This window comes from Streptomyces sp. NBC_00057 (assembly GCF_045041165.1).
In the GTDB taxonomy this organism is placed as follows: domain Bacteria; phylum Actinomycetota; class Actinomycetes; order Streptomycetales; family Streptomycetaceae; genus Streptomyces.
This window is the reverse complement of sequence record NZ_CP108256.1, coordinates 1,463,233-1,484,161: the sequence shown is the minus strand read 5'-3', so window position 1 is coordinate 1,484,161 and position 20,929 is coordinate 1,463,233. Positions and strand designations below refer to the sequence as shown.

Here is a 20,929-nt window from a genome sequence, read left to right as displayed (position 1 = left end):
CCACATCGGCGATTCACCGACGACGTCACGCTTCAGGTCTTCCACGGCGCCACGACGTGGCCGACGTCCGACGTCCCTGGCAGCCGGGCCGACGACGGTCGGCCGGGGAGCGCCCGCCCCGCGCAGGAACTGCCCGTCCGCGATGCGCTCGTCCGCGATGCGCTCGTACGCCCCGGTGGGGCCACCTCCGCCAGGAGCGTGACCCCACCGGGGCGTTGGGTACGGCACGGGCGGTGGCTACTGGGCCGCCGAGTGCCAGTACTGCGACAGCAGCTTGCCCGCGTCGGGGGCGACGCTGCCGGGGTTGTTGATCGTCGCGACGTACGTCTGGGCGTTGTTGAGGGTCACGTTGTTGTTGCCCGAGGCGGACGGCAGCCCGGTCTTCAGATTCACCGCCCAGTTGAGCAGGCCCAGCCCGCAGCCACTGGCCCCCGGGACCGCGTACGTCGTGTCGGTCTGGTTGGCGCCCACGAGGCTGATCCGGCCCATGGGACCGGTCGCGTCGGTGCTGCCGTCGCCGGCGAACTGCTGGGTGCCGACGCTCGGACGCGTCAGGTTCTGCGGGCGGAGCAGGATCGGGTCCGAAGCGGAGCCGATGTAGCACGAATTGCCGAGGAAAGGGTTCTCCAGGTGGATACGCACCGGCAGCGTGATGATCGGCTTTCCGGTGGTGGTTCCCGCGAGGAGCTGGAAGTCGCTGGGGTTGTTGACGGACTCGATGGTGGCGGTCACCCGGTTCAGGGTGTTGTCGGTCAGCTGGTTGCAGATGCCGGTGATCACGGGAATGTCGCTCGGGCACATCAGGCCGAGCAGCCCGCCGGGGATCTGCGCGGAGTCGGCGACGAGGGCTCCGCCCGGAGGTGAGACCACGGTTGCTCCGCCTCCCGGATGCGTGACCACCCCGACCTGGAGGTCGCTGGCGCCCACCGGAACCACGGTGTTGCCGAGCTTGATGGAGCCGCTCGCCGAGTGCGAGGAGACGCAGACGGCGGTGTCGGTCGCGCCGTCCGCGGCCAGCATGGCGGGAGCGTCCACGGGACAGCGGGTGAAGGGCGCCCAGTTGCCGTTCAGGGACGTGGCCGCGGTGGCCGACCCCATGGACGCGAAGGCGGCAAGTGCGGTGAAGGAGGCCAACAGCCCCACGCGCGCCCGGTTCGAACCAGATCTCATGTCTTCCCCTTTTTTGAGGCAGCCGTCATCGAGGCGGCCTGGTGAGTCCGGAGTTGCTCGGTCTGCCTGCGGCGCCCCGAAGCCGGCGTGGTTCGGTCATGGCGTGAGGGGTGCGCAGACCATAGGTGTGCGGAATGCGGGTGCCGGGGTCCGCATCGAGCAATGCCGGTCGGACTCCCCATTCACCGAGCCGTGAGGTTACTGGCGAGAAACACTGGCGCACAATCCCGCCGTTTGAGAATCTGCCCGCGAACATGACTTCTCGTCCGCAGGTGAGTACGGCATCAGGCCACCTTGTCACGTCGTGCGTACTGCTCCGGGGCGGGATTCGAAGCGTCGTGGTGCGTGCCCGTAGCGGAATTGATGCTCCCTCTTGTGTGTTCGCGCCGGTCCAGGTGCTCATCGGGCGGCTTGTCGTGATCGTCGAGACCTCGTCACGAGAGCTGCGGGACTTGTCACTCGGCGACAATCCCCCCGGGTCCCCTGCTCAGACAATGCCAAGAAATCGACGGCTCGGCACGGGCTCGCGAAAACTTGGAGAACCGGTATTGCGGGCCAGGTTACCCGGCCGTAACGTCGCCCTCGTCGGCAACTCGTCCGGTGCGTACGGAGATTGCTCACCCGTCAGAAAAGGATTCCCGTCGTGGCCCTCCCACGCCGAGAATCCCTGTCCGGGAGCCCTCGGCCCTGAACCGCCACGCGGGCGGAGCTCTCGTTATGGGATCCCACGGCTCGGGCCCCCTGGGCCGTGGGGCCCCGGCCTGCGCCGACTGTGGTGAGTGCGCAGTTCTGTACAAGGTTCGACCGAAAGTTTGTCACTGGATGACAAGTGGGCCGGTCGTTCACGAATTGGCTGTTCAAGGGCTTGTCCTGGCGGTGTCGGTGAACTTAACGTGCGCCCCTCGGCGCACTTCTGTCACTTCGTGAGCGCATGCAGGAGGTGGGATGGGAATCGAAGTAGTGGTCGAAGGCCTTGCCAAGTCTTTCGGCAAGCAGAACATCTGGCAGGATGTGTCGCTCACGCTCCCCGCCGGTGAGGTCAGTGTCATGCTGGGCCCGTCGGGTACGGGAAAGACCGTCTTCCTCAAATCCATCATCGGCCTGCTGAAGCCCGAACGCGGTCGCGTCCTCATCAATGGCGTCGACATGGTGAACAGTCCTGAGCGGGACATCATGGAGACCCGTAAACTTTTCGGGCTGATGTTCCAGGACGGTGCCCTTTTCGGATCGATGTCGCTGTTCGACAATATTGCCTTCCCCTTGCGCGAGCACACCCGGAAGAAGGAATCCGAGATTCGCCGCATTGTCATGGAGCGGATCGACATCGTCGGACTTCTCGGCGCCGAGGGGAAGCTGCCCGGTGAGATCTCGGGCGGCATGCGCAAACGGGCCGGTCTTGCCCGTGCGCTCGTCCTGGACCCGCAGATCATCCTCTGCGACGAGCCGGACTCGGGGCTCGACCCGGTCCGCACCGCATACCTCTCCCAGCTCCTCATCGATCTGAACGCGCAGATCGACGCCACGATGCTGATCGTCACCCACAACCTCGACATCGCGGCGACCGTCCCCGACAACATGGGGATGCTGTTCTGCCGCAACCTCGTCACCTTCGGGCCGCGTGAGGTGCTGCTCACCAGCGACGTTCCGGTCGTCTCCCAGTTCCTCTCCGGACGTCGCGAAGGTCCCATCGGCATGTCCGAGGAGAAGGACGCCGCCACGCTCGCCGCCGAGCAGCTCAACGGCAGCGGCTACGACCACAGTTCCGGCCCGCGGACTGTCGTACCGCAGCTGGAGCCCTCGCCCGGGATGCCCGTCCGCCAAGCTGCCCTGCGCCGCCGGGAGCGGGTCCTCGGCATGATGGGGCAGCTCCCGGAGGCCGCCCGTACGGCCATCATGAACAGCTACACCCCGGCTGCCGGCGGTGCACGCCCGTGACGGCCGAGATTCCGGTGCGGCCCCCCGAGCCGCCCGTCACCGATGCGGCGCCCCCGCGGCAGGCCCCGGCGCAGAAACGGCCGACGAGGCTGCTCGCACCGCTGCGCGAGACCGGCAAGCTGTTCGCGCTCGCCCTGTCCGTGACCCGCTCGGTCTTCCGAAGACCTTTCCAGGTAAGGGAGTTCATCGAGCAGTTCTGGTTCATCGCCAGCGTCACCATCCTGCCTGCCGCGCTCGTCTCCATCCCGTTCGGCGCGGTCATCGCCCTCCAGGTCGGCTCGCTCACCGAGCAGCTCGGTGCCCAGTCCTTCACCGGCGGCGCCAGCGTCCTCGCCGTCATCCAGCAGGCCAGCCCGCTCATCGTGGCGCTGCTCATCTCCGGAGCGGGCGGATCGGCGATCTGCGCCGACCTCGGGTCGCGGAAGATCCGCGAGGAGCTCGACGCGATGGAGGTCATGGGTGTCTCGCCCATCCAGCGCCTCGTCGTCCCGCGCGTCCTGGCCACCATGTTCGTGGCCGTCCTGCTCAACGGCCTGGTCTCCGTCGTCGGCACCCTGGGCGGCTACTTCTTCAACGTGATCATGCAGCACGGGACCCCCGGCGCGTACCTGGCCAGCTTCTCCGCCCTCGCCCAGCTGCCCGACCTCTACATCAGCGAGTTCAAGGCGCTGATCTTCGGGTTCATCGCGGGCATCGTCGCCGCCTACCGCGGGCTGAACCCGCGCGGCGGTCCCAAGGGCGTCGGCGACGCGGTCAACCAGTCCGTCGTCATCACCTTCATGCTGCTGTTCTTCGTGAACATGGTCCTCACGGCGATCTATCTCCAGATCGTCCCCGCGAAGGGGAGCTGAGAGAAGATGTCCATGCTCGGCTGGCTGGATCGCTCCGGCGATCAACTCACCTTTTACATACGCGCGTTGATCTGGATCCCCCGGACCCTGCGCCGCTACCTCAAAGAGGTGCAGCGACTCCTCGCCGAAGTCGCGTTCGGCAGTGGCGGCCTCGGTGTCATCGGCGGAACCATCGGCGTGATGATCGCGATGACGCTCTTCACGGGGACGGTCGTCGGTCTTCAGGGGTACGCGGCTCTCCACCAGATCGGCACCTCCGCCTTCACCGGCTTCATCTCCGCCTACTTCAACACCCGCGAGATCGCCCCGCTCGTCGCCGGACTCGCTCTCTCCGCCACCGTCGGCGCCGGCTTCACCGCCCAGCTCGGCGCGATGCGGATCAACGAAGAGGTGGACGCCCTCGAAGCGATGGGTGTGCGCTCCATGCCGTACCTCGTCACCACCCGAGTCATCGCGGGAGTCGTCGCGATCATCCCGCTGTACGCCATCGGGCTGCTCTCGTCGTACGTCGCGTCCCGCTACGTCACCGTCCTGTTCAACGGACAGTCGGAGGGCACGTACGACCACTACTTCAACCTCTTCCTCTCCCCGGACGACGTCCTGCTGTCGGTGCTCAAGGTGCTGATCTTCAGCGTGATGGTGATCCTCGCCCACTGCTACTACGGATTCCGGGCCGAGGGCGGGCCCGCCGGGGTCGGTATCGCCGTCGGGCGGTCGGTGCGCAACGCGATCGTGCTCATCAGCGTCACCGACTTCTTCCTCTCGCTCGCCATCTGGGGCGCCACGACGACCGTGAAGGTGGCCGGATGATGAACACGCAGACGGTACGCCGCCGGCTCGCCGGAGTCAGCTTTCTGCTCGTCCCGGCCGTACTCGTGTGGGTGTCGGTCGCGGTGTACAACAAGGACTTCACCCACGACGCCACCGTGACCGTACGGACCGGGACCGTCGGCAACGAGATGCACGACAACGCCGATGTGAAACTGCGCGGCGTCGTCGTCGGCCAGGTCCGCAACATCGCGGCCGAAGGGGACGGGGCCCGGCTCACCCTGGCCATCCAACCCGACAAACTCGACCGGATCCCGGCCGACGTCACCGCCCAGATGCTGCCCACCACCCTGTTCGGGGAACGGTTCGTGGCACTTGTACCGCCGGAGATACCCTCCGCGCGGTCGCTGAAGGCGGGGGCCGTCATCCCGCAGGACCGCTCCAGCAACGCCATCGAGCTGGAACAGGTCCTCGGCAACGTCCTGCCGCTGCTCACCGCCGTACAGCCGCAGAAGCTCTCCGCCACCCTCACCGCTGTCTCCCAGGCACTCGAAGGGCGGGGCGACAAGCTCGGCGAGACCCTCCTCACGCTCGACGCCCACCTGAAGAAGCTCAACCCCCAACTGCCCAAGCTCAACGCCGACATCAAGGAACTCGTCAAGGTGAGCACCGTGTACGCGGATGCGGCGCCGGATGTCCTCGACGCGCTCACCGACTTCACCACCACCAGCGGCACCCTCGCCGAACAGCAGGCCGGGCTCGCCGACCTGTACGGGTCCACGACCGCCTCCGCGCAGGACGCCACCACCTTCCTGCGGAAGAACAAGGACAACCTCATCCGGCTCTCCGCGACAGGCAGGCCGACGCTGGAGACCCTCGCGAAGTACTCGTCGGAGTTCCCCTGCACCCTGCGCACCATGGCCGGGTTCGTCCCGGCCATGGACAAGGCACTCGGCAAGGGCACCGATGAACCCGGTCTGCACGTCACGCTGAAGACCGTGCCCTCCAAGGGGAAGTACGTGGCCGGGAAGGACACTCCCGTCTACGACGCGACCGGCGGACCGCACTGCTACTCCCTGCCCTACGTCGGCAACACCGTGCCGTCCGCGGACGCCCGTGCGGCGGCCGGCCAGGACACTCCACCGGATTCCGCGCCCGGCGCCCCCGAAGAAGTGGCGGCAGCGGACGCGTCCCTCGGCATGCCCAACTCCCCGCAGGAGAGCCGGCTCGTCAACGAGCTGGTGGCTCCCTCACTGAAAGTTCAGCCGCAGGCCCTGCCCGAGTGGAGCAGCGTGCTCATCGGTCCGGCCTTCCGCGGTGCGGAGGTGAAACTCAAGTGAAGCGCAGCTCCCTCGCCGGGCCACTCGCGAAATCCATCGTCTTCATCCTGGTCACGGTCCTGGCCACCACCGTCCTGGCCCTGTCCATCGCCAACACGGGCGTCGGCAGCACCGTCGCGTACAAGGCCCGGTTCACCGATGCGACCGGACTGATCGTCGGCGACAGCGTCCGGATCGCCGGGGTCGAGGTCGGGCAGGTCGAATCCATCGAGGTCGCCGACCGGCGGCTCGCCGAGGTCGGCTTCAGCGTCCAGAAGGGCCGGAAGCTTCCGGCGTCGGTGACCGCGTCCATCAAGTACCTCAACATGGTCGGCCAGCGGTACATCGACCTCGACCAGGGGGCGGGCCCGGTCGGCGAGAGCTTCACCGCCGGCTCGACGATTCCGCTCTCCCGCACCACCCCGGCACTCGACCTCACCCAGCTCTTCAACGGTTTCCAGCCGCTCTTCGAAGGGCTCTCACCGCCGGACGTCAACGAGCTCGCCGGCTCCATCGTCCAAGTGCTCCAGGGCGAGGGCGGCACCGTCGACAGCATCCTGCAGCACGTCGGCTCGCTGACCGGCACCGTCGCCGCCAAGGACAAGGTGATCGGCGAGGTGGTCAAGAACCTCAACACGGTCCTGAAGACCGTCAACGACCGCGAGGCCGGCTTCAACGACCTCGTCGTCACCCTTCAGAAGCTCGTCACCGGCTTCTCCGGCGACCGCAAACCGCTCGGCGAGGCGGTCACCGCGATGGGGGCGCTCACCACCGTCACCGCGGACCTGCTCGACGACGGACGCAAGCCGCTCAAGGACGACATCAAGCAACTCGGGCGCCTCTCCGACCGGTTGGCGGACAACTCGCCGGAGATCGAGAACTTCCTGGAGAAGACCCCGGCCAAGATGGCGGCGATCAGCCGCCTCACCTCGTACGGCTCATGGCTCAACCTCTACCTCTGCGAGGCCAGGATCAGCGGTGTGACGACCAGCGACGGCAGCACACCGCCCACCGGCATCGAGATCACCCAGCCGAGGTGCCTGTCATGAGAATCAAGCCCGTGCGGGAACGCAACCCCGTCGCCGTCAGCATCGTCGGCCTGCTCGTCCTGGCCCTCGTCGGCTTCGCCGCCTACCGCGCCGACTCGCTGCCCTTCATCGGCGGCGGCACGACCTACAGCGCCGACTTCACCGAATCGGCCGGGCTCGCCGACGGCGACGAAGTACGGATCGCCGGAGTGAAGGTCGGTGAGGTCACCGGGATCTCCCTCGACGGCGCCAGGGTGAAGGTCACCTTCCGGGTCAAGGACGCCTGGATCGGCAACTCCAGCACCGTCGGCATCGCCATCAAGACACTGCTCGGCGAGAAGTACCTCGCCGTCGACCCGCTCGGCAACGCCCCGCAGGACCCGCACGAGCGCATCACGGCGAGCCGCACCACATCCCCGTACGACGTCACCCAGGCGTTCAACGGCCTCGGCGAGACCGTCGGGGAGATCGACACCGCACAGCTCGCCAAGAGCTTCGAAACGATCTCCGCCACGTTCAAGGACTCCCCGCCAAACGTGAAGAGCGCCGCGAACGGGCTCTCCGCACTCTCCAGGACCGTCTCCGAGCGCGACGCCCAGCTCGCCACCCTCCTCAAGGGCAGCAAACAGCTCACCAAGACCCTCGCCAACAAGAAGAGCAGCTTCGAAACCCTCCTGGAGGACGGCAACCTGCTCCTCGGCGAGATCCAGGCGCGCCGCGACTCCATCCATCTGCTGCTGACCGGCACCCGCGATCTGGGCACCCAGCTCACCGGGCTCGTCGCCGACAACGACAAGCAGCTGAAGCCCACGCTCAACGCGCTCGGCCGGGTCACCGCGGTCCTGCAGAAGAACCGCAAGAGCCTCGACAAGGTGCTGTCGCTCGCCGGGTCGTACAACAGGCTCGTCGGCAACACCCTCGGCAACGGCCGCTGGTTCGACAACTACGTCTGCGGTGTCGTCCCGAAGAACTACCTGCCCGCCGACACACCGCCGGCGACCGGGTGTATGCCTCCCAAGCAGGAAGGCGGCAGCTGACATGAGACTCACGCGCATCGTCGGCATCGGCGCCGGACTCGCCGTCGTGGCCGTCGCGGCCACCACCGGGGTCATGGCCCTGGACGAAGAAGGAACGACGACCGTCACCGCGTACTTCGACCAGGCCACCGGTGTCTACGCCGGATCGGACCTGCGGATCCTCGGTGTGAAGGCCGGCACCGTCGAATCGGTGAAACCGCGCGGCAAGGAGGTCGAGGTCGTCCTGCGCGTCGACAAGGGCATCAAGGTCCCCAAGGAGGCGCACGCCGTCGTCGTCGCGCCCAGCCTCGTCGCCGACCGGTACATCCAGCTCGCACCCGCCTACAACGGGGGAGCGGTCCTGGCAGACGGTGCCGAGCTGCCCGCCGCGAACAACGCTACGCCGGTGGAGGTGGACCAGTTGTACGAGTCCATCACCGAACTCGCCGGCGCGCTCGGACCGGATGGGGCGAACGCGCAAGGAGCGTTCGCCGGGCTCCTCGACACCGGGGCGAAGAACCTCAAGGGCAACGGCAAGGACATCGGGGACTCCATCGAACAGTTCGGCAAGGCCACGAAGACCCTCGACAAGAGCAGTGGGGACCTCTTCGACACACTGTCCTACCTGCAGACCTTCACCACGATGCTGAAGGAGAACGACGGCGATGTGCGCGCCGCCGAGCAGCAGCTGAACTCCGTGACCGGCTTCCTGGCCGACGACAAGAAGAACCTCGGTGCCGCGCTCAAGGAGCTGGGCACCGCACTCGCTCAGGTCAAGACCTTCATCCAGGACAACCGCGGGGCACTCAAGAAGAACGTGGACGCCCTGGTGCCGCTCACCCAGACCCTCGTCGACCAGCGGGCCTCGCTCGCCGAGTCCCTCGACACACTGCCGCTCTCCGCGGGCAACCTCATCAACGCGTACGACCCGACGAACCGGACCCTCAACGGCCGGACCGACCTCAACGAGCTCAGCATGGGCGGGCCGCTCACCGAATCCACCGTGAGTCTCGACGGACTGTCCCCGGTGACCGCCGAACGGCAGAAGACCCTGCCCTCGCTGCCGCTCCCGGCCGTGGGCACCGTCTACGGCACGCCGGAGGACACCCGGGCAACGAAGAACAACGAGAACAAGGGGGCGAACCGATGAGCCGTATCCTCCGCAGACCCGGAGCCCTCGCGACCACCGGTGCCGCCACCCTGATCGCCTTCGGCCTCTGCTGCGTCCTCGTCGTCAGGGGCTGCGAGGCCCCGCGGTTCAGCGGCATCGAACAGCTTCCGCTGCCCGGCGGCGCGGACCTCGGAGACCACCCTTACGAGATCACCGCCGACTTCGCGGACGTACTCAGCCTCGCCCCGCAGTCCTCGGTGAAGGTCAACGACGTCTCCGTCGGCCGCGTCACCAAGATCTCCCTCGCCCCGGGCAACTGGCAGGCCAGGGTCACCATGCGCGTCAACGGGAAGGTCGAACTGCCCGCCAACGCGTATGCCCACCTGGAACAGTCCAGCCTCCTCGGCGAGAAGTACATCCAGCTCTCACCACCCGCGACCGGCACCGCCCGGGGCACACTCACCGACGGCGCGAAGATCCCGCTCACTCGCACCAACCGGAACCCCGAGGTCGAAGAGGTCCTCGGTGCCCTGTCGATGCTCCTCAACGGCGGTGGTGTCAACCAGCTCAAGACCATCACGACCGAACTCAACAAGGCGCTGGCCGGACAGGAACCACAGATCCGGTCGATGCTCAGCCGCGTCGACACCCTCGTCACCGACCTCGACGACCACAAGAAGGACATCACCGAGGCACTCGACGGTGTAAACCGGCTCTCCACCACCCTCGCCACCCGCAAACAGGACGTGGGCAAGGTCCTCACCGGGCTCAGTCCCGGAATGAAGGTCCTGGAGAAACAGCGCGGCTCGCTCCTCACCATGCTGCGCGCACTCGACACCCTTTCCACCGTCGCCGTCGACACCGTCGACAAGAGCAAGGCGGACACGATCGCCGACCTGAAGGCCATCGCCCCCACCCTGAAGGCGCTCGCCGACTCGGGCAACGATCTGCCGGACTCCCTCCAGGTGCTGCTCACCTACCCGTTCACGGACGAGGTGCTGCGCGGTGTCAAGGGCGACTACCTCAATGTCTACCTGGACATGACGGCCGCCCCCGGGACACAGATCATCCCGCCCTACGACCCGGACGCCGGCACAGCGACCGGAACGCCGGCAACGGCCGGGTCGGCCGGCTCGGGACTGCCGCTGCCGCTTCCCTCGATCACCACGCCGGGAACGACCACGACCACGCCGTCCGGAACGCCTTCCCGGAAGCCGTCCCAGTGGCATTCGGACAAACCGTCGGACATGCCTTCGGCTTCGGAGGGGAGCAACGGATGATCACCCTCGCCATCCGACTGAAGAACATCTCGTTCCTGATCATCGCAGTGCTGGTGCTCGGCTATCTGGGTGTCCGCTACGCCGACCTCGGCCACTACATCGGCATGCGTGACTACTACACCGTCAAGGTCCAACTCACCCGGACCGGCGGGCTGTTCACCCATTCCGACGTCACTTACCGGGGGGTCTCCGTGGGTCGCGTCGGCCCGATCGAACTCACCGACGACGGTGTGGAGGCCGAGCTGCGCATCGACAAGTCCGCACCCCCCATCCCCGACGACCTGAAGGCCGTCGTCGCCAACCTCTCCGCCGTCGGCGAGCAGTACGTCGACCTGCGGCCGACCCGCACCGACGGGCCCTACCTGGAGAACGGCTCGGTCATCGACCAGGCCGACACCACCGTCCCGGCACCGGTGACGAACGTCCTCACCAGCGTCAACGACCTTGCCGGTTCCGTCGACCTGGAGTCGCTGCGGACCGTGGTCGACGAGTTCGGCAGCGCGTTCAGCGGGCGCGGCGACGACCTCCGGATCCTGCTGGACACCGGCAGCGACTTCGTGCAGGCGGCCGACGACGCACTGCCCACCAACACCAAGCTGATGGCCGACGGCGAGACCGTGCTGCGCACCCAGGCCGAACAGGGCGAAGCACTCAAGGGTTTCGCCTCCGGGGCCAAGGAGCTGGCAGCTCAGCTCAAGGGCTCCGACACGGACCTCCGCAAGCTGATCGCTGCCGCGCCCGATGCGACCGAGCAGATCAGCGGAGTGCTGCGCGATCTCGACCCCGGTTTCGGGATCGTCGTCGCGAACCTCCTCACCACGTCCGAGGTCGCCGTCACCCGGCAGCGCGGCATCGAGGAACTCCTCGTGAAACTGCCCGCGGTCGCCGCAGCCGGAGCGAGCGCCGTGGACGAGGACGGCGCCCGGTTCGGTATGTCGGTCACCTTCTTCGAACCGCTGCCCTGCACCGCCGGATACGGCGGCACGACCTATCGCAACGGTCTCGACACGACAACCGGTCCCGAGGTCAACACCAAGGCGCGCTGCACCTCCTCACCCGGCACCGGCATCAACGTGCGCGGCAGCGCCAACGCGCCGAAGGGCCCAGCCGTACGCGAACCCGCCAAACCGGGCTCGATGCTCCTGGGCGCCGACGCGGGAGGCACGCTCCCGGGCGCACTCGGGGCCACGGCGAACACGTCACCCGCCACGAACGGCATGGCCGGGCTGCTGGGACTGGAGGCCGGCGAGTGAACTCCCGTACCAGGGGTCTCATGGGCTGGGCGATCGTGCTCGCCGCCGTACTGATCTGCGCCTTCGGCGCCTGGTCGTACACACAGGCGCGTGGTGACGACACCCTCGCGTACGCGAAGAGCCGCGACGCGGCACTGGCAGCGGGCAAGCACCATCTCGCCCGGCTGAACAGTCTGAACGGCAAGGACGCCACGAGCGTGGACGCGGGGCTGCGGCAGTGGCTCGATGTCTCCACCGGGCCGCTGCACGACCAGCTGAAGCGGACCCGGAGCAAGGATGCGAACGACCTGAAGAAGAGCGGCAGCACGGCCCGCGGCACCGTCACCGACGCGGCGCTCACCGCGCTCGACGAACGCGCGGGTACGGCCGAGCTGATCGCGACCGTCGACGTCCAAGTCACACCGCGCACCGGCGGGGCCGGTAACGAGCGCAAACGGTTCGAGGCCACTCTCGCCCGTACTCCGGACGGCTGGAAGGTCAAAGCACTCACCGCGATTCCGGTGGGTGCCGCGTGAGGCATGGAGGAGGACGACGATGGTGAGCACCGAGGAGAAGATCGAAGCCGAGGTGGAGGAGCCGGAGAGCCCGGAGACCACCGAGGACGAGCCCGACGAGGCCGGGGAGTCCGGGTCCACCCGCCTGCGGCGCACCGCGGTCGTGCTGCTGGTCGTCGCCCTGGCCGTGGCGGGAGCCGGATTCTTCGTCCGGGCCCAGCAGATGAGGGACACTCCCGCCACCGACAATCTGGCGCTCAGCGACACCGAGGCGACGACCCGCGTCGTGGGCGACGTGAGCAGCGCACTGAGCAAGGTCTTCTCGTACGGTCCACAGGACACCGCAGGCACCAAGGAGTCCGCGAAGCAGCTCCTCGGCGGAAGGGCGCTGCGGCAGTACGCGGCTCTGTTCGGCCAGGTCGAGAAGCAGTCCAGGGACCAGAAGCTGACCCTCACCACGCATGTCGTACGCGCCGGGGTCAGCCGGCTCTCCGGCACCGGCGCGCATCTTCTCGTCTTCCTCGACCAGGTCTACGAGCGCCGGGGCAAGCCCGCCACCACGGCGGCCGCCCAGCTCTCCGTCACCGCCGAACTCCGGGACGGCCACTGGAGAATCGTGGACATCACCTCCAGATAGCCAGGGTCGCAGCCACAGCCCATCGGGCATCCACCGCTCAGCTCAGCCGGCAAGGGAGAGACAGCAATGGCACGGGTACGGACGACGAAGAACCCACTGGTGGTGGCGATCGTGCTGACGGCCCTGGCGGCCGGCAGCGCGGCCTGGGGCGGCTGGTCCTGGTACGGGGCCGCGCACGACGAATCGGCCGGCTACGGGCAGACCCGCGACGACGCCCTGGCGGCGGGCGAGCAGGCCGTGCAGAACCTGAACACGCTCGACCATCAGAAGCTGGACCAGGGTCTGGACAGCTGGGAGGACTCCACCACCGGCGATCTGCACCAGCAACTCGTGGACGGACGCAGCGGGTTCGAGAAGCAGATCCAGGAAGCGAAGACCGTGAGCACCGCCAAGGTGCTGTCCGGTGCGGTCACCGAACTCGACGACCGGACCGGGAAGGCATCGGTGATGGTGGCCTTGCGGATCACCGTGACGGCACCGAAAGGAAAGCCCGCGGTGAAGGAGAGCCGGATGCTCGGCCGGCTCACCCGCACGTCCGAGGGGTGGAAGCTCAGTGCCCTCGGTCAGGCGCCGGTCGGGAACACGGCCGGCTGAGGCCACCCGGCCCCATCCGATCCATTCCATCACCGAGAGGAACTCCGGACATGTCGACGACCCGCCACCTCGTGAACCGTCAGCGCCGGTTGGCGACCGTGGCCGCCGCGGAGCGCACGACCGCACCACCGCGAAGGAATGGGCGGACCGGCGAGGACGAGCAGCAGTCCGTGGTCACGCCGGACCTCGAGGAGTCCTCGGATTCCCACGACGCGGAGCAGACGGAGGAAGAGGAGGCGGACGAGGCGCGGGGTGCACAGCAGCGCACGATGCCCCGCCTTTGGATCCGGCTCCCTGTCGTGCTCTGCGCACTCACCGTCCTCCTCGGCGCCTTCGCCGCCTGGTCGTTCACCGCGGCCGACGGGCTGCGCGGCGACGCGAGCCGCCAGAACACCGCGCTCACCGACATCAGCCGGACCAGTGAGGTGAAGGGGCAGATCTCCGAGGCGGTCGGCGCTGTCTTCTCGTACAACTACGCCGCCACCGCCAAGTCCGATCAGGCGGCGCGGACTTACCTGGTCGGCAAGGCCGTTCGGCAGCACAGGGACATGCTCGCGGACGTACGGGCGCAGGCGCCGAAGCAGAAGCTCGTCCTCACCACGACCGTCACCGAGAGCGGTGTGGAACTCCTCGACTCAGACCGGGCCCGGCTGCTGATCTTCGCCGACCAGAGCAACACCCGTACCGGCGCGTCCGAGGAGACGACCTACGCGGCGGCCGTGTTCGCCGTGGACGCTGTTCGCCGCGGCGACACCTGGCGGATCTCCGCCATCGATACGTTCACCCGGTGACTCGGGGGAGAGGGGAGCAGGCATGAGGTTCAACGGCACCATGCGCCGCGGAATCGGCGGTACGGCAGCCGCGGTCGCCGCGATGGCCGCGCTCACCGCGTCCCAGGCACCGGGACTCGTCGGCCATGAACAGACCGCGAAGGAGCGCCAGGAGGCCGACGAGGTCACGTGGTCGCACGTGCTCAACGACGACTCGTACCACACCGAACTGCCGCCGCTGCAGCCGCCGAAGCCGCCGAAGGCAGGTGTGAAGCAGAGCCCGGCCGCCGTCCGGTCCTGGGCCGAGGCGGGCATCCCGGCCACGGTGCTCGCCGCCTACCGCAAGGCGGAGAGCGCGCTCGGCCGCACCGACCCCGGATGCCGTTTGCCGTGGCAGTTACTCGCGGCGATCGGCAAGGTCGAGTCCGGCCAGGCCGGCGGGGGACGGGTCGACGCCCACGGTACGACGCTGAGCCCGATCCTGGGGCCGGTGCTCAACGGCTCGGGCTTCGCCAACATCCCGGACACCGACGGCGGCGCGTACGACGGTGACAGGACGTACGACCGGGCCGTCGGCCCGATGCAGTTCATCCCCTCCACCTGGGCCCATTGGGGCAAGGACGGGAACGGCGACGGCCGCCGCGATCCGAGCAACGTCCACGACGCCGCCCTGGCCGCCGGGTACTACCTCTGTGCCGGACCGCGCGATCTGTCGGTGAAGGCCGATCTGGACCGGGCGATCCTCAGCTACAACCACTCGGACACCTATCTGCGCACCGTGCTGTCCTGGCTGGAGTTCTACCGCAAGGGCATCCACCCGGTGGCCGACGGCCAGGGCCCCGTACCGAAGAGCCCCGGCGCGGGCGGACCGAACAAGCCGACGCACCCGGTGGGCGGCCCCGGTGCCCCGGGCGGCGGCATCATCGTGGGCCCGCAGCCCGGCGGTTCGCCCGGCCCCTCGTCGTCGGCGTCCCCGAAGCCCACCGACTTGCCGACCGGTTCACCGGACCCGAGCGGCTCCCCGGACCCCACCGATCCGGGCGGCTCCCCCGATCCGACCGACAGCGGACCGGCCTCCCCGGACCCCAGTACCTCGGCACCCGACCCGGGCACGGACCCCGGCTGCCCGACGGACTCCGCATCCCCCGACCCGAGCGAATCGGCCGGAGCCACCGAGTCCCCGTCGCCCGACCCGGGAACGAGCGAGGACCCGTGCGCCACGCCGTCGGGCTCAGCGTCCGCCGGCTGACAGCACCTCGGCCAGGTCGTACCGCACCACCTCTTCCAGTTGCGCGTAGGTGCAGCTGTCCGGGGTGCGGTCCGGCCGCCACCGGCGGAACTGGGCGGTGTGCCGGAAACGGTCGCCCTCCATGTGGTCGTACGCCACCTCGCAGACCCGCTCCGGACGCAGCGCCACCCACGACTGGTCCTTCTTCCCGGACCAGCGGCTCGGCGTCCCGGGCAGCCGGGCGGTCTCATGCGCGGTGGCATCGGCCCAGGCCGCCCACGGATGGCCGGCGAATTCGATGCGCAGCGGCTCCAGCTCCGCGACCAACTCCTCGCGCCGCTTCATCGAGAAGGCCGCACAGACTCCGACGTGCTGCAGCACGCGTTCGGAGTCGTACAGGCCGAGCAGCAGCGAGCCGACGACCGGGCCGCTCTTGTGGAAGCGGTATCCCGCCACCACACAGTCGGCGGTCCGCTCGTGCTTGATCTTGTACATCACCCGGATGTCGGGACGGTACGGCAGATCGAGCGGTTTGGCGACCACACCGTCGAGCCCCGCGCCCTCGTACCGTTCGAACCACTCCTGGGCGACTGCCGGGTCCGTGGTCACCGGTGCGAGATGGACGGGGGCCGACGCACCGGACAGGGCCGCCTCCAGAACGGCGCGCCGGTCGGACTGCCCGGTGGAGAGCAGTGAATCGTCGCCCACCGCCAGGATGTCGAAGGCGACCAGACTGGCCGGGGTCTGCTCGGAGAGCAGCCGCACCCGGGAATCGGCGGGGTGGATGCGCTCGCTGAGCCGGTCGAAATCCAGCCGTCCGCCGTACGCGATCACGATCTCGCCGTCGATCACACAGCGCGGCGGAAGATTGCCCCGGACGGCGGTGACCAGCTCGGGGAAGTAGCGGGTGAGCGGCTTTCCGGTGCGGCTGCCGATCACCACCTCGTCGCCGTCGCGGTGCACGATCGCACGGAAGCCGTCCCACTTGGCCTCGTACTGCATACCGGGCGGGATCTTCGAGACGGACTTGGCGAGCATCGGCTTCACAGGCGGCATCACCGGCAGATCCATGGCCCCGATTCTTGCCCATGGGTGGACATACGTCTCCCGATATGCGGCATATGTGAGCCAGGCCTACCGTGACCGTCATGGGTGCAGCGGGAAAAGCAGTGGAGCTGGAAGCCGACGGACGGGCCGTACGGCTGTCCAGTCCGGACAAGGTCTACTTCCCGGAGAAGGGCTACACGAAGAGGGACGTGGCCGAGTACTTCCTGGCCGTGGGCCCCGGCATCACGCGCGCCCTGCGCAACCGGCCGACCACCCTCCAGCGCTTCGTGGACGGTGTCGAAGGCGAGTTCTTCTACCAGAAGCGGGCCCCGAAGAACCTTCCTGACTGGATCCCCACCGCCAGGATCGCGTTCCCGAGCGGCCGTCCCGCCGACGAGATCTGCCCCACCGAGCTCGCCGCCGTCATCTGGGCGGCCAACCTCGGCACGCTCACCTTCCACCCCTGGCCGGTCCGGAGCGCCGACACCGACCATCCGGACGAGCTGCGCATCGACCTCGACCCACAGCCCGGTACGGAGTACGCCGACGCGGTGAGGGCCGCCCATGAGCTGCGGTCCGTGCTCGACGACCACGGTCTGCGCGGCTGGCCCAAGACCTCCGGCGGCCGGGGCATCCATGTCTTCGTCCCCGTCGAGCCGCAGTGGACCTTCACCGAGGTCCGGCGCGCCGCCATCGCCGCCGGGCGCGAACTGGAACGCAGGATGCCGGACCGGGTGACCACCGCCTGGTGGAAGGAGGAGCGCGGCGAGCGGATCTTCGTCGACTACAACCAGACCGCCCGCGACCGCACGATCGCCTCCGCCTACTCCGTACGCCCCTTTCCGCACGCGCCGGTCTCCGCCCCGCTGCGCTGGGAAGAGATCGACGACGCCGAACCGGGCGACTTCGACATCAGGACCATGCCGAAGCGCTACGCGGAGGTCGGCGACGTGCACGCGGACATGGATGAGCACGCCTTCCGGCTCGACGGGCTGCTGGAGCTGGCGGACCGGGACGAGCGGGAGCGCGGCCTCGGCGACATGCCGTACCCGCCGGAGTACCCGAAGATGCCGGGCGAACCGAAACGGGTCCAGCCGAGCAGGGCCCGGAACGACGAGGACGGCGATGCATGAGCGCACCCGACCTGGAGCCCTCCGCACCGCACGGCGCACATGGCCGGCCGCTGAGCCGTGGCCAGAAATGGGCCGAGTACAAGAACTCGCCGTACTTCCCCGCAACCGTCGTGCTGTTCATCGTCGCTGCCGCCGCGGGACTTTTCGCCGGTTCCTACACCTACGCGATGGCCAACCCGACCCCGCACCGGATCCCGACCGCCGTGGTCAGTCAGCCGGAGACGGCGCGCGGCAGGGAGTTCGTCGCCGCCATGGACAAGGCGCTCGGCGCCTCGCTCGTCATCCATGTGTTCGCGACACCGGCACAGGCACGCGCATCACTGGAGGCACAGGAGGTCTTCGCGATCGTACGGTCGAACAACCGTGGTGTCGCACTGGACGTCGCCGGTGCCTCCGGTGCCGCCGTCGCCCAGCTGCTTGCCGAGTCCGCGGTGAAGGTGGGGTCCGAGTTCGGTGTGCCCGTCGCGGTCACGGATGTCAAACCGCTGCAGAAGGGCGACCCGCGGGGTCTCGCCCTCTTCTACATCTCGCTCGCCGCCGTCATCGTCGGCTTCGTCGGCGCGATGCAGTTGAATGTGCACGCCCGTGATCTGATCCCGCTGGAACGGATCGCGTTCACCATCGGCTACGCCGCGCTCGGCGGTTTCGCCATCACCGCGGTGGTGGACTGGTGGCTGGGCGCGGTCGATCTGCCGTTCTTCGAGTCCTGGCTGATCCTGTCGTTCACGATGTTCACCTCGGGCATGGTCTTCACGATGTTCAACACCCTGATGGGGCGCTGGGCCGTGATCCCGACCTGGGGCCTCATGGTGATCCTCGGCAACCCGTCCTCCGGCGGCGCGGTGTCCTGGCCGCTGCTGCCGTCGCTGCTCGGGTACATCGGGCGCTGGCTGCCGCCGGGTGCCTCCGTCAACGCCCAGCACGCCGCGGTCTACTACCAGGGCCACCAGCGGATCTTCCCGTTCCTGGTCCTGGCCGCCTGGGCGCTGGTCTCATGCACGGTGTTCTGGGTATGGCGCCACCGGCACCCGGGTGGCCGTGACCACATGCCTCAGCATGCGGTCACGGCCACCTGATGCCGGCCCGGGCTACAGCTCCTTGATCCGGATGTCGCGGTACGAGACCACGTCCGTGGTGCCGTGGACCTGGAGCCCGATGTAACCGGAGGCGTACCGCCGGCCGTCGGTGCCCGGGTCGTCGCCCCGCGGCGGCTCGAAGACCTGGCCGCGGTTGTTGTCGAACTCGTTCAGCAGGACACCGTTGCGGTAGACCGAGTAGTGCTGGTCCACCACCCGGATCTCGTAGTCGTTCCAGGTGCCCTTGGGTGTGACCCCGGCGCCGGCCAGACCGATCCGGTCGAAGCCGTAGATCGAGCCGGTCTTGTACATGTCGCCGTCCGGACGGTCGAGGATCTGCACCTCATGGCCGTACTTGATGGCGACCCACTCCGGACGCGACTCCTCCGGGTTGTCGTGGACGTTCGGGAAGCGGACGAACACACCGCTGTTGGCGTTGCCCGTGCCTGGGGCGTCGTCGCGCCACTGGAGCTTGAGCGAGAAGTCGCCGTACTGCCGGCCCGGGAACCAGAGCATGCCCATGCCGTCCACGGTGGTGGAGCTGGTGATCGTGCCGTCCGGATTGAGCCCGAACTTGCCGCCACCGACCTGCTGCCACTTGGCGAACGACGTCGCCGTGCCGTCGAAGAGCTTCTTGTAGCCCTCGTCCTGGCCCGGCTTGCCGATCCCCGACTGCTTGGCCGCCCGGTAGATCTTCGTGTGCTCGCGGGCGTCGATCACACCGGCGGCGAGCAGCTTGTCGAGGACGCTGTCGACGTGCTTGAGGAACAGCGCGTGCGACGACCAGTCCTTCTCGTCCTCGATCAGCTCATTGATGGTGCAGCGGTTGCCGGTGATGCGGTTGGGTACCCCGGTGTCGACCGTGCCGACGATGACGGTGAGCCGCTCGTCGAACTCCGGGCAGTTCGGCGCCGGTACGCCCCCGCTCTCCGCGACGGTGAACGACACCTGCTTCGCCACGGAGGTGTTGCCGGCCTTGTCCGTCGCCCGGTGGGCGACGGTGTGGTAGCCGACGCGGTCGACGATGACGGTGGTGGTGTACACGAGGTACGGGCCGCCGTCGAGCGAGTACTCGATCCTGTCCACGCCCGATTCGGCGTCGGTCGCGGTGACCGTCACCTTGGCGCTGGTGATGTAGGCGTTGTCGGAGTTCTTGTCGCCCTCGACCTTGGCCGAGGTCTCCGGCGGTGTCTTGTCCTGCGTCGGCGGTGCGACGACGGTGAAGTCGACCGCCTTCTCGGCCGCCGTGTTGCCCGCCCTGTCGGTGGCCCGGTAGCGGACCTGGTGCGTGCCCGTCTCGTGCACCATCACGGGCGCGGTGTACGGCTGCCAGGCGCCGTCCGCCCCGATGGCGTACTCGATGGTGTTGACGCCGGACCCGGTGTCGGAGGCGGTCACGGTGACCGTCGCCATCCCCAGGTACTGCCCCTGGTCGTCCTTCTCACCGGACACGGTCGCCGAGGTCTCCGGCGGCGTCTTGTCGTCCGTCGGCGGCACGGCGACCGCGAAGTCGACCGCCTTCTCCGCTGTTGTGTTGCCCGCCTTGTCGGTGGCCCGGTACCGGATCGTGTGCGTCCCGACCTCGTTCACCACGATCGGTGTGGTGTACGGCTGCCAGGCGCCGTCCGCCCCGACCGCGTACTCGACGGTGTCGACACCGGAGCTGTCGTCGGTCGCCGAGAGAGTGACCGTCGCCTGACCGATGTACGCGCCGTCGGCGTTCTTGTCGCCGTCGACCTTCGCAGAGGTCTCGGGCGCGGTGGTGTCCGTACCGCCGCCGTCCGTCACGGTGAGAATGCCCTGCATCGCCTCGTGACCCGGCATGGTGCAGTGGTAGAAGTACCGGCCGGGGGAGAGTGTGACCTCGGCGGTGTGCTTGCCGCCCTGGTCGTCGGCCGGGTTGGCCAGGATGTTCAGCGCGACGTCGTTGTTGAACTCCGGGTCCGAGACGCTGAACGTGAGGGTGTGCGGCATCCCCGTGGTGTTGCCGGTCGCCGCGCTGTTCTCGAAGACGATGGTCGCCTTGCCGGCCACCGCGGTCTTCGGAGCGGACAGATAGTGGTCGATGGGGTCGCCCGCCGTCCAGGTGAGGACCTGGTCGGCCGCCGCAGCGGCGGGAGCCGCCGTACGGCCGTACGCCGCCGTCGAGGTCAGTCCCAGCACCATCAGGAACGAACCCAGCAGGGCGAGCCACAACCGGGCGGGCCGGTACCGCTGTC

General features: G+C 68.4%; 19 protein-coding genes. 16 read left to right on the top strand and 3 right to left on the bottom strand.

Annotated features, from left to right (window positions below):
• Positions 1 to 237: 237 nt before the first annotated feature.
• Positions 238 to 1,170 carry a hypothetical protein gene (locus OG953_RS07135; protein WP_405683093.1) on the bottom strand — a complete coding sequence of 311 codons (933 nt, stop codon included), beginning with the start codon at positions 1,168 to 1,170 and terminating at the stop codon, positions 238 to 240.
• A gap of 945 nt (positions 1,171 to 2,115) precedes the next feature.
• Between OG953_RS07135 and OG953_RS07130 the strand changes: the two genes are divergently transcribed.
• The 14 genes from OG953_RS07130 to OG953_RS07065 all read left to right on the top strand — a co-directional run bounded on the left by OG953_RS07130 (position 2,116) and on the right by OG953_RS07065 (position 15,475).
• A complete protein-coding gene (locus OG953_RS07130) occupies positions 2,116 to 3,105 on the top strand; it encodes an ABC transporter ATP-binding protein (RefSeq protein WP_405683092.1) in 990 nt (329 codons plus the stop codon).
• Complete coding sequence (locus tag OG953_RS07125) at positions 3,102 to 3,956, top strand: MlaE family ABC transporter permease (RefSeq protein WP_405683091.1); 855 nt, start codon at positions 3,102 to 3,104, stop codon at positions 3,954 to 3,956. The genes OG953_RS07130 and OG953_RS07125 overlap by 4 nt, the downstream gene beginning before the upstream one ends.
• 6 nt (positions 3,957 to 3,962) lie before the next feature.
• Positions 3,963 to 4,766: an MlaE family ABC transporter permease gene (locus tag OG953_RS07120; RefSeq protein WP_405683090.1), complete on the top strand. Its 804-nt coding sequence runs from the start codon at positions 3,963 to 3,965 to the stop codon at positions 4,764 to 4,766.
• Positions 4,763 to 6,064 carry an MCE family protein gene (locus tag OG953_RS07115; protein WP_405683089.1) on the top strand — a complete coding sequence of 434 codons (1,302 nt, stop codon included), beginning with the start codon at positions 4,763 to 4,765 and terminating at the stop codon, positions 6,062 to 6,064. The genes OG953_RS07120 and OG953_RS07115 overlap by 4 nt, the downstream gene beginning before the upstream one ends.
• Complete coding sequence (locus tag OG953_RS07110) at positions 6,061 to 7,092, top strand: MCE family protein (protein WP_405683088.1); 1,032 nt, start codon at positions 6,061 to 6,063, stop codon at positions 7,090 to 7,092. Before OG953_RS07115 ends, OG953_RS07110 begins: the two co-directional genes overlap by 4 nt.
• Positions 7,089 to 8,108 (top strand): MCE family protein, encoded by a 1,020-nt coding sequence (locus OG953_RS07105; RefSeq protein ID WP_405683087.1) that lies wholly within the window; start codon positions 7,089 to 7,091, stop codon positions 8,106 to 8,108. The genes OG953_RS07110 and OG953_RS07105 overlap by 4 nt, the downstream gene beginning before the upstream one ends.
• Position 8,109: 1 nt before the next feature.
• A complete protein-coding gene (locus OG953_RS07100) occupies positions 8,110 to 9,237 on the top strand; it encodes an MCE family protein (protein ID WP_405683086.1) in 1,128 nt (375 codons plus the stop codon).
• The gene (locus OG953_RS07095; protein WP_405683085.1) at positions 9,234 to 10,478 is read left to right on the top strand and encodes an MCE family protein; all 1,245 of its coding nucleotides are present in this window, start codon (positions 9,234 to 9,236) and stop codon (positions 10,476 to 10,478) included. The genes OG953_RS07100 and OG953_RS07095 overlap by 4 nt, the downstream gene beginning before the upstream one ends.
• On the top strand, positions 10,475 to 11,731 hold the full coding sequence (locus tag OG953_RS07090; protein ID WP_405683084.1) for an MCE family protein: 1,257 nt from the start codon (positions 10,475 to 10,477) through the stop codon (positions 11,729 to 11,731). Before OG953_RS07095 ends, OG953_RS07090 begins: the two co-directional genes overlap by 4 nt.
• Positions 11,728 to 12,246, top strand: coding sequence for a hypothetical protein (locus OG953_RS07085; RefSeq protein WP_405683083.1), 519 nt, complete (start codon positions 11,728 to 11,730; stop codon positions 12,244 to 12,246). The genes OG953_RS07090 and OG953_RS07085 overlap by 4 nt, the downstream gene beginning before the upstream one ends.
• Before the next feature lie 19 nt (positions 12,247 to 12,265).
• Positions 12,266 to 12,862 carry a hypothetical protein gene (locus OG953_RS07080; RefSeq protein WP_405683082.1) on the top strand — a complete coding sequence of 199 codons (597 nt, stop codon included), beginning with the start codon at positions 12,266 to 12,268 and terminating at the stop codon, positions 12,860 to 12,862.
• Positions 12,863 to 12,928: 66 nt separating this feature from the next.
• The gene (locus OG953_RS07075) at positions 12,929 to 13,456 is read left to right on the top strand and encodes a hypothetical protein (protein WP_405683081.1); all 528 of its coding nucleotides are present in this window, start codon (positions 12,929 to 12,931) and stop codon (positions 13,454 to 13,456) included.
• A gap of 50 nt (positions 13,457 to 13,506) precedes the next feature.
• Entirely contained in the window at positions 13,507 to 14,247 is a 741-nt protein-coding gene (locus OG953_RS07070; protein ID WP_405683080.1) for a hypothetical protein, read from the top strand.
• Positions 14,248 to 14,269: 22 nt separating this feature from the next.
• Positions 14,270 to 15,475, top strand: coding sequence for a lytic murein transglycosylase (locus OG953_RS07065; RefSeq protein ID WP_405683079.1), 1,206 nt, complete (start codon positions 14,270 to 14,272; stop codon positions 15,473 to 15,475).
• Here OG953_RS07065 and OG953_RS07060 read toward each other — a convergent pair.
• Positions 15,458 to 16,525 carry an ATP-dependent DNA ligase gene (locus OG953_RS07060; protein WP_405683078.1) on the bottom strand — a complete coding sequence of 356 codons (1,068 nt, stop codon included), beginning with the start codon at positions 16,523 to 16,525 and terminating at the stop codon, positions 15,458 to 15,460. The two genes, OG953_RS07065 and OG953_RS07060, sit on opposite strands and share 18 nt — an antisense overlap.
• Before the next feature lie 98 nt (positions 16,526 to 16,623).
• On the opposite strand from OG953_RS07060, the gene ligD reads away from it, so the two are divergent.
• Both ligD and OG953_RS07050 read left to right on the top strand, forming a co-directional pair.
• Positions 16,624 to 17,634, top strand: a complete 1,011-nt coding sequence (ligD, locus tag OG953_RS07055) for a non-homologous end-joining DNA ligase (protein WP_405691697.1) — start codon at positions 16,624 to 16,626, stop codon at positions 17,632 to 17,634.
• On the top strand, positions 17,631 to 18,710 hold the full coding sequence (locus OG953_RS07050; protein WP_405683077.1) for an ABC transporter permease: 1,080 nt from the start codon (positions 17,631 to 17,633) through the stop codon (positions 18,708 to 18,710). Before ligD ends, OG953_RS07050 begins: the two co-directional genes overlap by 4 nt.
• Before the next feature lie 12 nt (positions 18,711 to 18,722).
• Here the strand turns inward: OG953_RS07050 and OG953_RS07045 are convergent, their stop codons facing one another.
• Positions 18,723 to 20,876 (bottom strand): OmpL47-type beta-barrel domain-containing protein, encoded by a 2,154-nt coding sequence (locus OG953_RS07045; protein WP_405691695.1) that lies wholly within the window; start codon positions 20,874 to 20,876, stop codon positions 18,723 to 18,725.
• Positions 20,877 to 20,929: the final 53 nt, after the last annotated feature.

Bases quoted from the DNA above. Each gene is read 5' to 3' on its own strand.
- OG953_RS07135 (WP_405683093.1), bottom strand. From the start codon at position 1,170: ATGAGATCTGGTTCGAACCGGGCGCGCGTGGGGCTGTTGGCCTCCTTC.
- OG953_RS07130 (WP_405683092.1), top strand. From the start codon at position 2,116: ATGGGAATCGAAGTAGTGGTCGAAGGCCTTGCCAAGTCTTTCGGCAAG.
- OG953_RS07120 (WP_405683090.1), top strand. From the start codon at position 3,963: ATGTCCATGCTCGGCTGGCTGGATCGCTCCGGCGATCAACTCACCTTT.
- OG953_RS07115 (WP_405683089.1), top strand. From the start codon at position 4,763: ATGATGAACACGCAGACGGTACGCCGCCGGCTCGCCGGAGTCAGCTTT.
- OG953_RS07105 (WP_405683087.1), top strand. From the start codon at position 7,089: ATGAGAATCAAGCCCGTGCGGGAACGCAACCCCGTCGCCGTCAGCATC.
- OG953_RS07100 (WP_405683086.1), top strand. From the start codon at position 8,110: ATGAGACTCACGCGCATCGTCGGCATCGGCGCCGGACTCGCCGTCGTG.
- OG953_RS07095 (WP_405683085.1), top strand. From the start codon at position 9,234: ATGAGCCGTATCCTCCGCAGACCCGGAGCCCTCGCGACCACCGGTGCC.
- OG953_RS07090 (WP_405683084.1), top strand. From the start codon at position 10,475: ATGATCACCCTCGCCATCCGACTGAAGAACATCTCGTTCCTGATCATC.
- OG953_RS07080 (WP_405683082.1), top strand. From the start codon at position 12,266: ATGGTGAGCACCGAGGAGAAGATCGAAGCCGAGGTGGAGGAGCCGGAG.
- OG953_RS07075 (WP_405683081.1), top strand. From the start codon at position 12,929: ATGGCACGGGTACGGACGACGAAGAACCCACTGGTGGTGGCGATCGTG.
- OG953_RS07070 (WP_405683080.1), top strand. From the start codon at position 13,507: ATGTCGACGACCCGCCACCTCGTGAACCGTCAGCGCCGGTTGGCGACC.
- OG953_RS07065 (WP_405683079.1), top strand. From the start codon at position 14,270: ATGAGGTTCAACGGCACCATGCGCCGCGGAATCGGCGGTACGGCAGCC.
- OG953_RS07060 (WP_405683078.1), bottom strand. From the start codon at position 16,525: ATGGATCTGCCGGTGATGCCGCCTGTGAAGCCGATGCTCGCCAAGTCC.
- OG953_RS07050 (WP_405683077.1), top strand. From the start codon at position 17,631: ATGAGCGCACCCGACCTGGAGCCCTCCGCACCGCACGGCGCACATGGC.
- OG953_RS07045 (WP_405691695.1), bottom strand. From the start codon at position 20,876: ATGGTGCTGGGACTGACCTCGACGGCGGCGTACGGCCGTACGGCGGCT.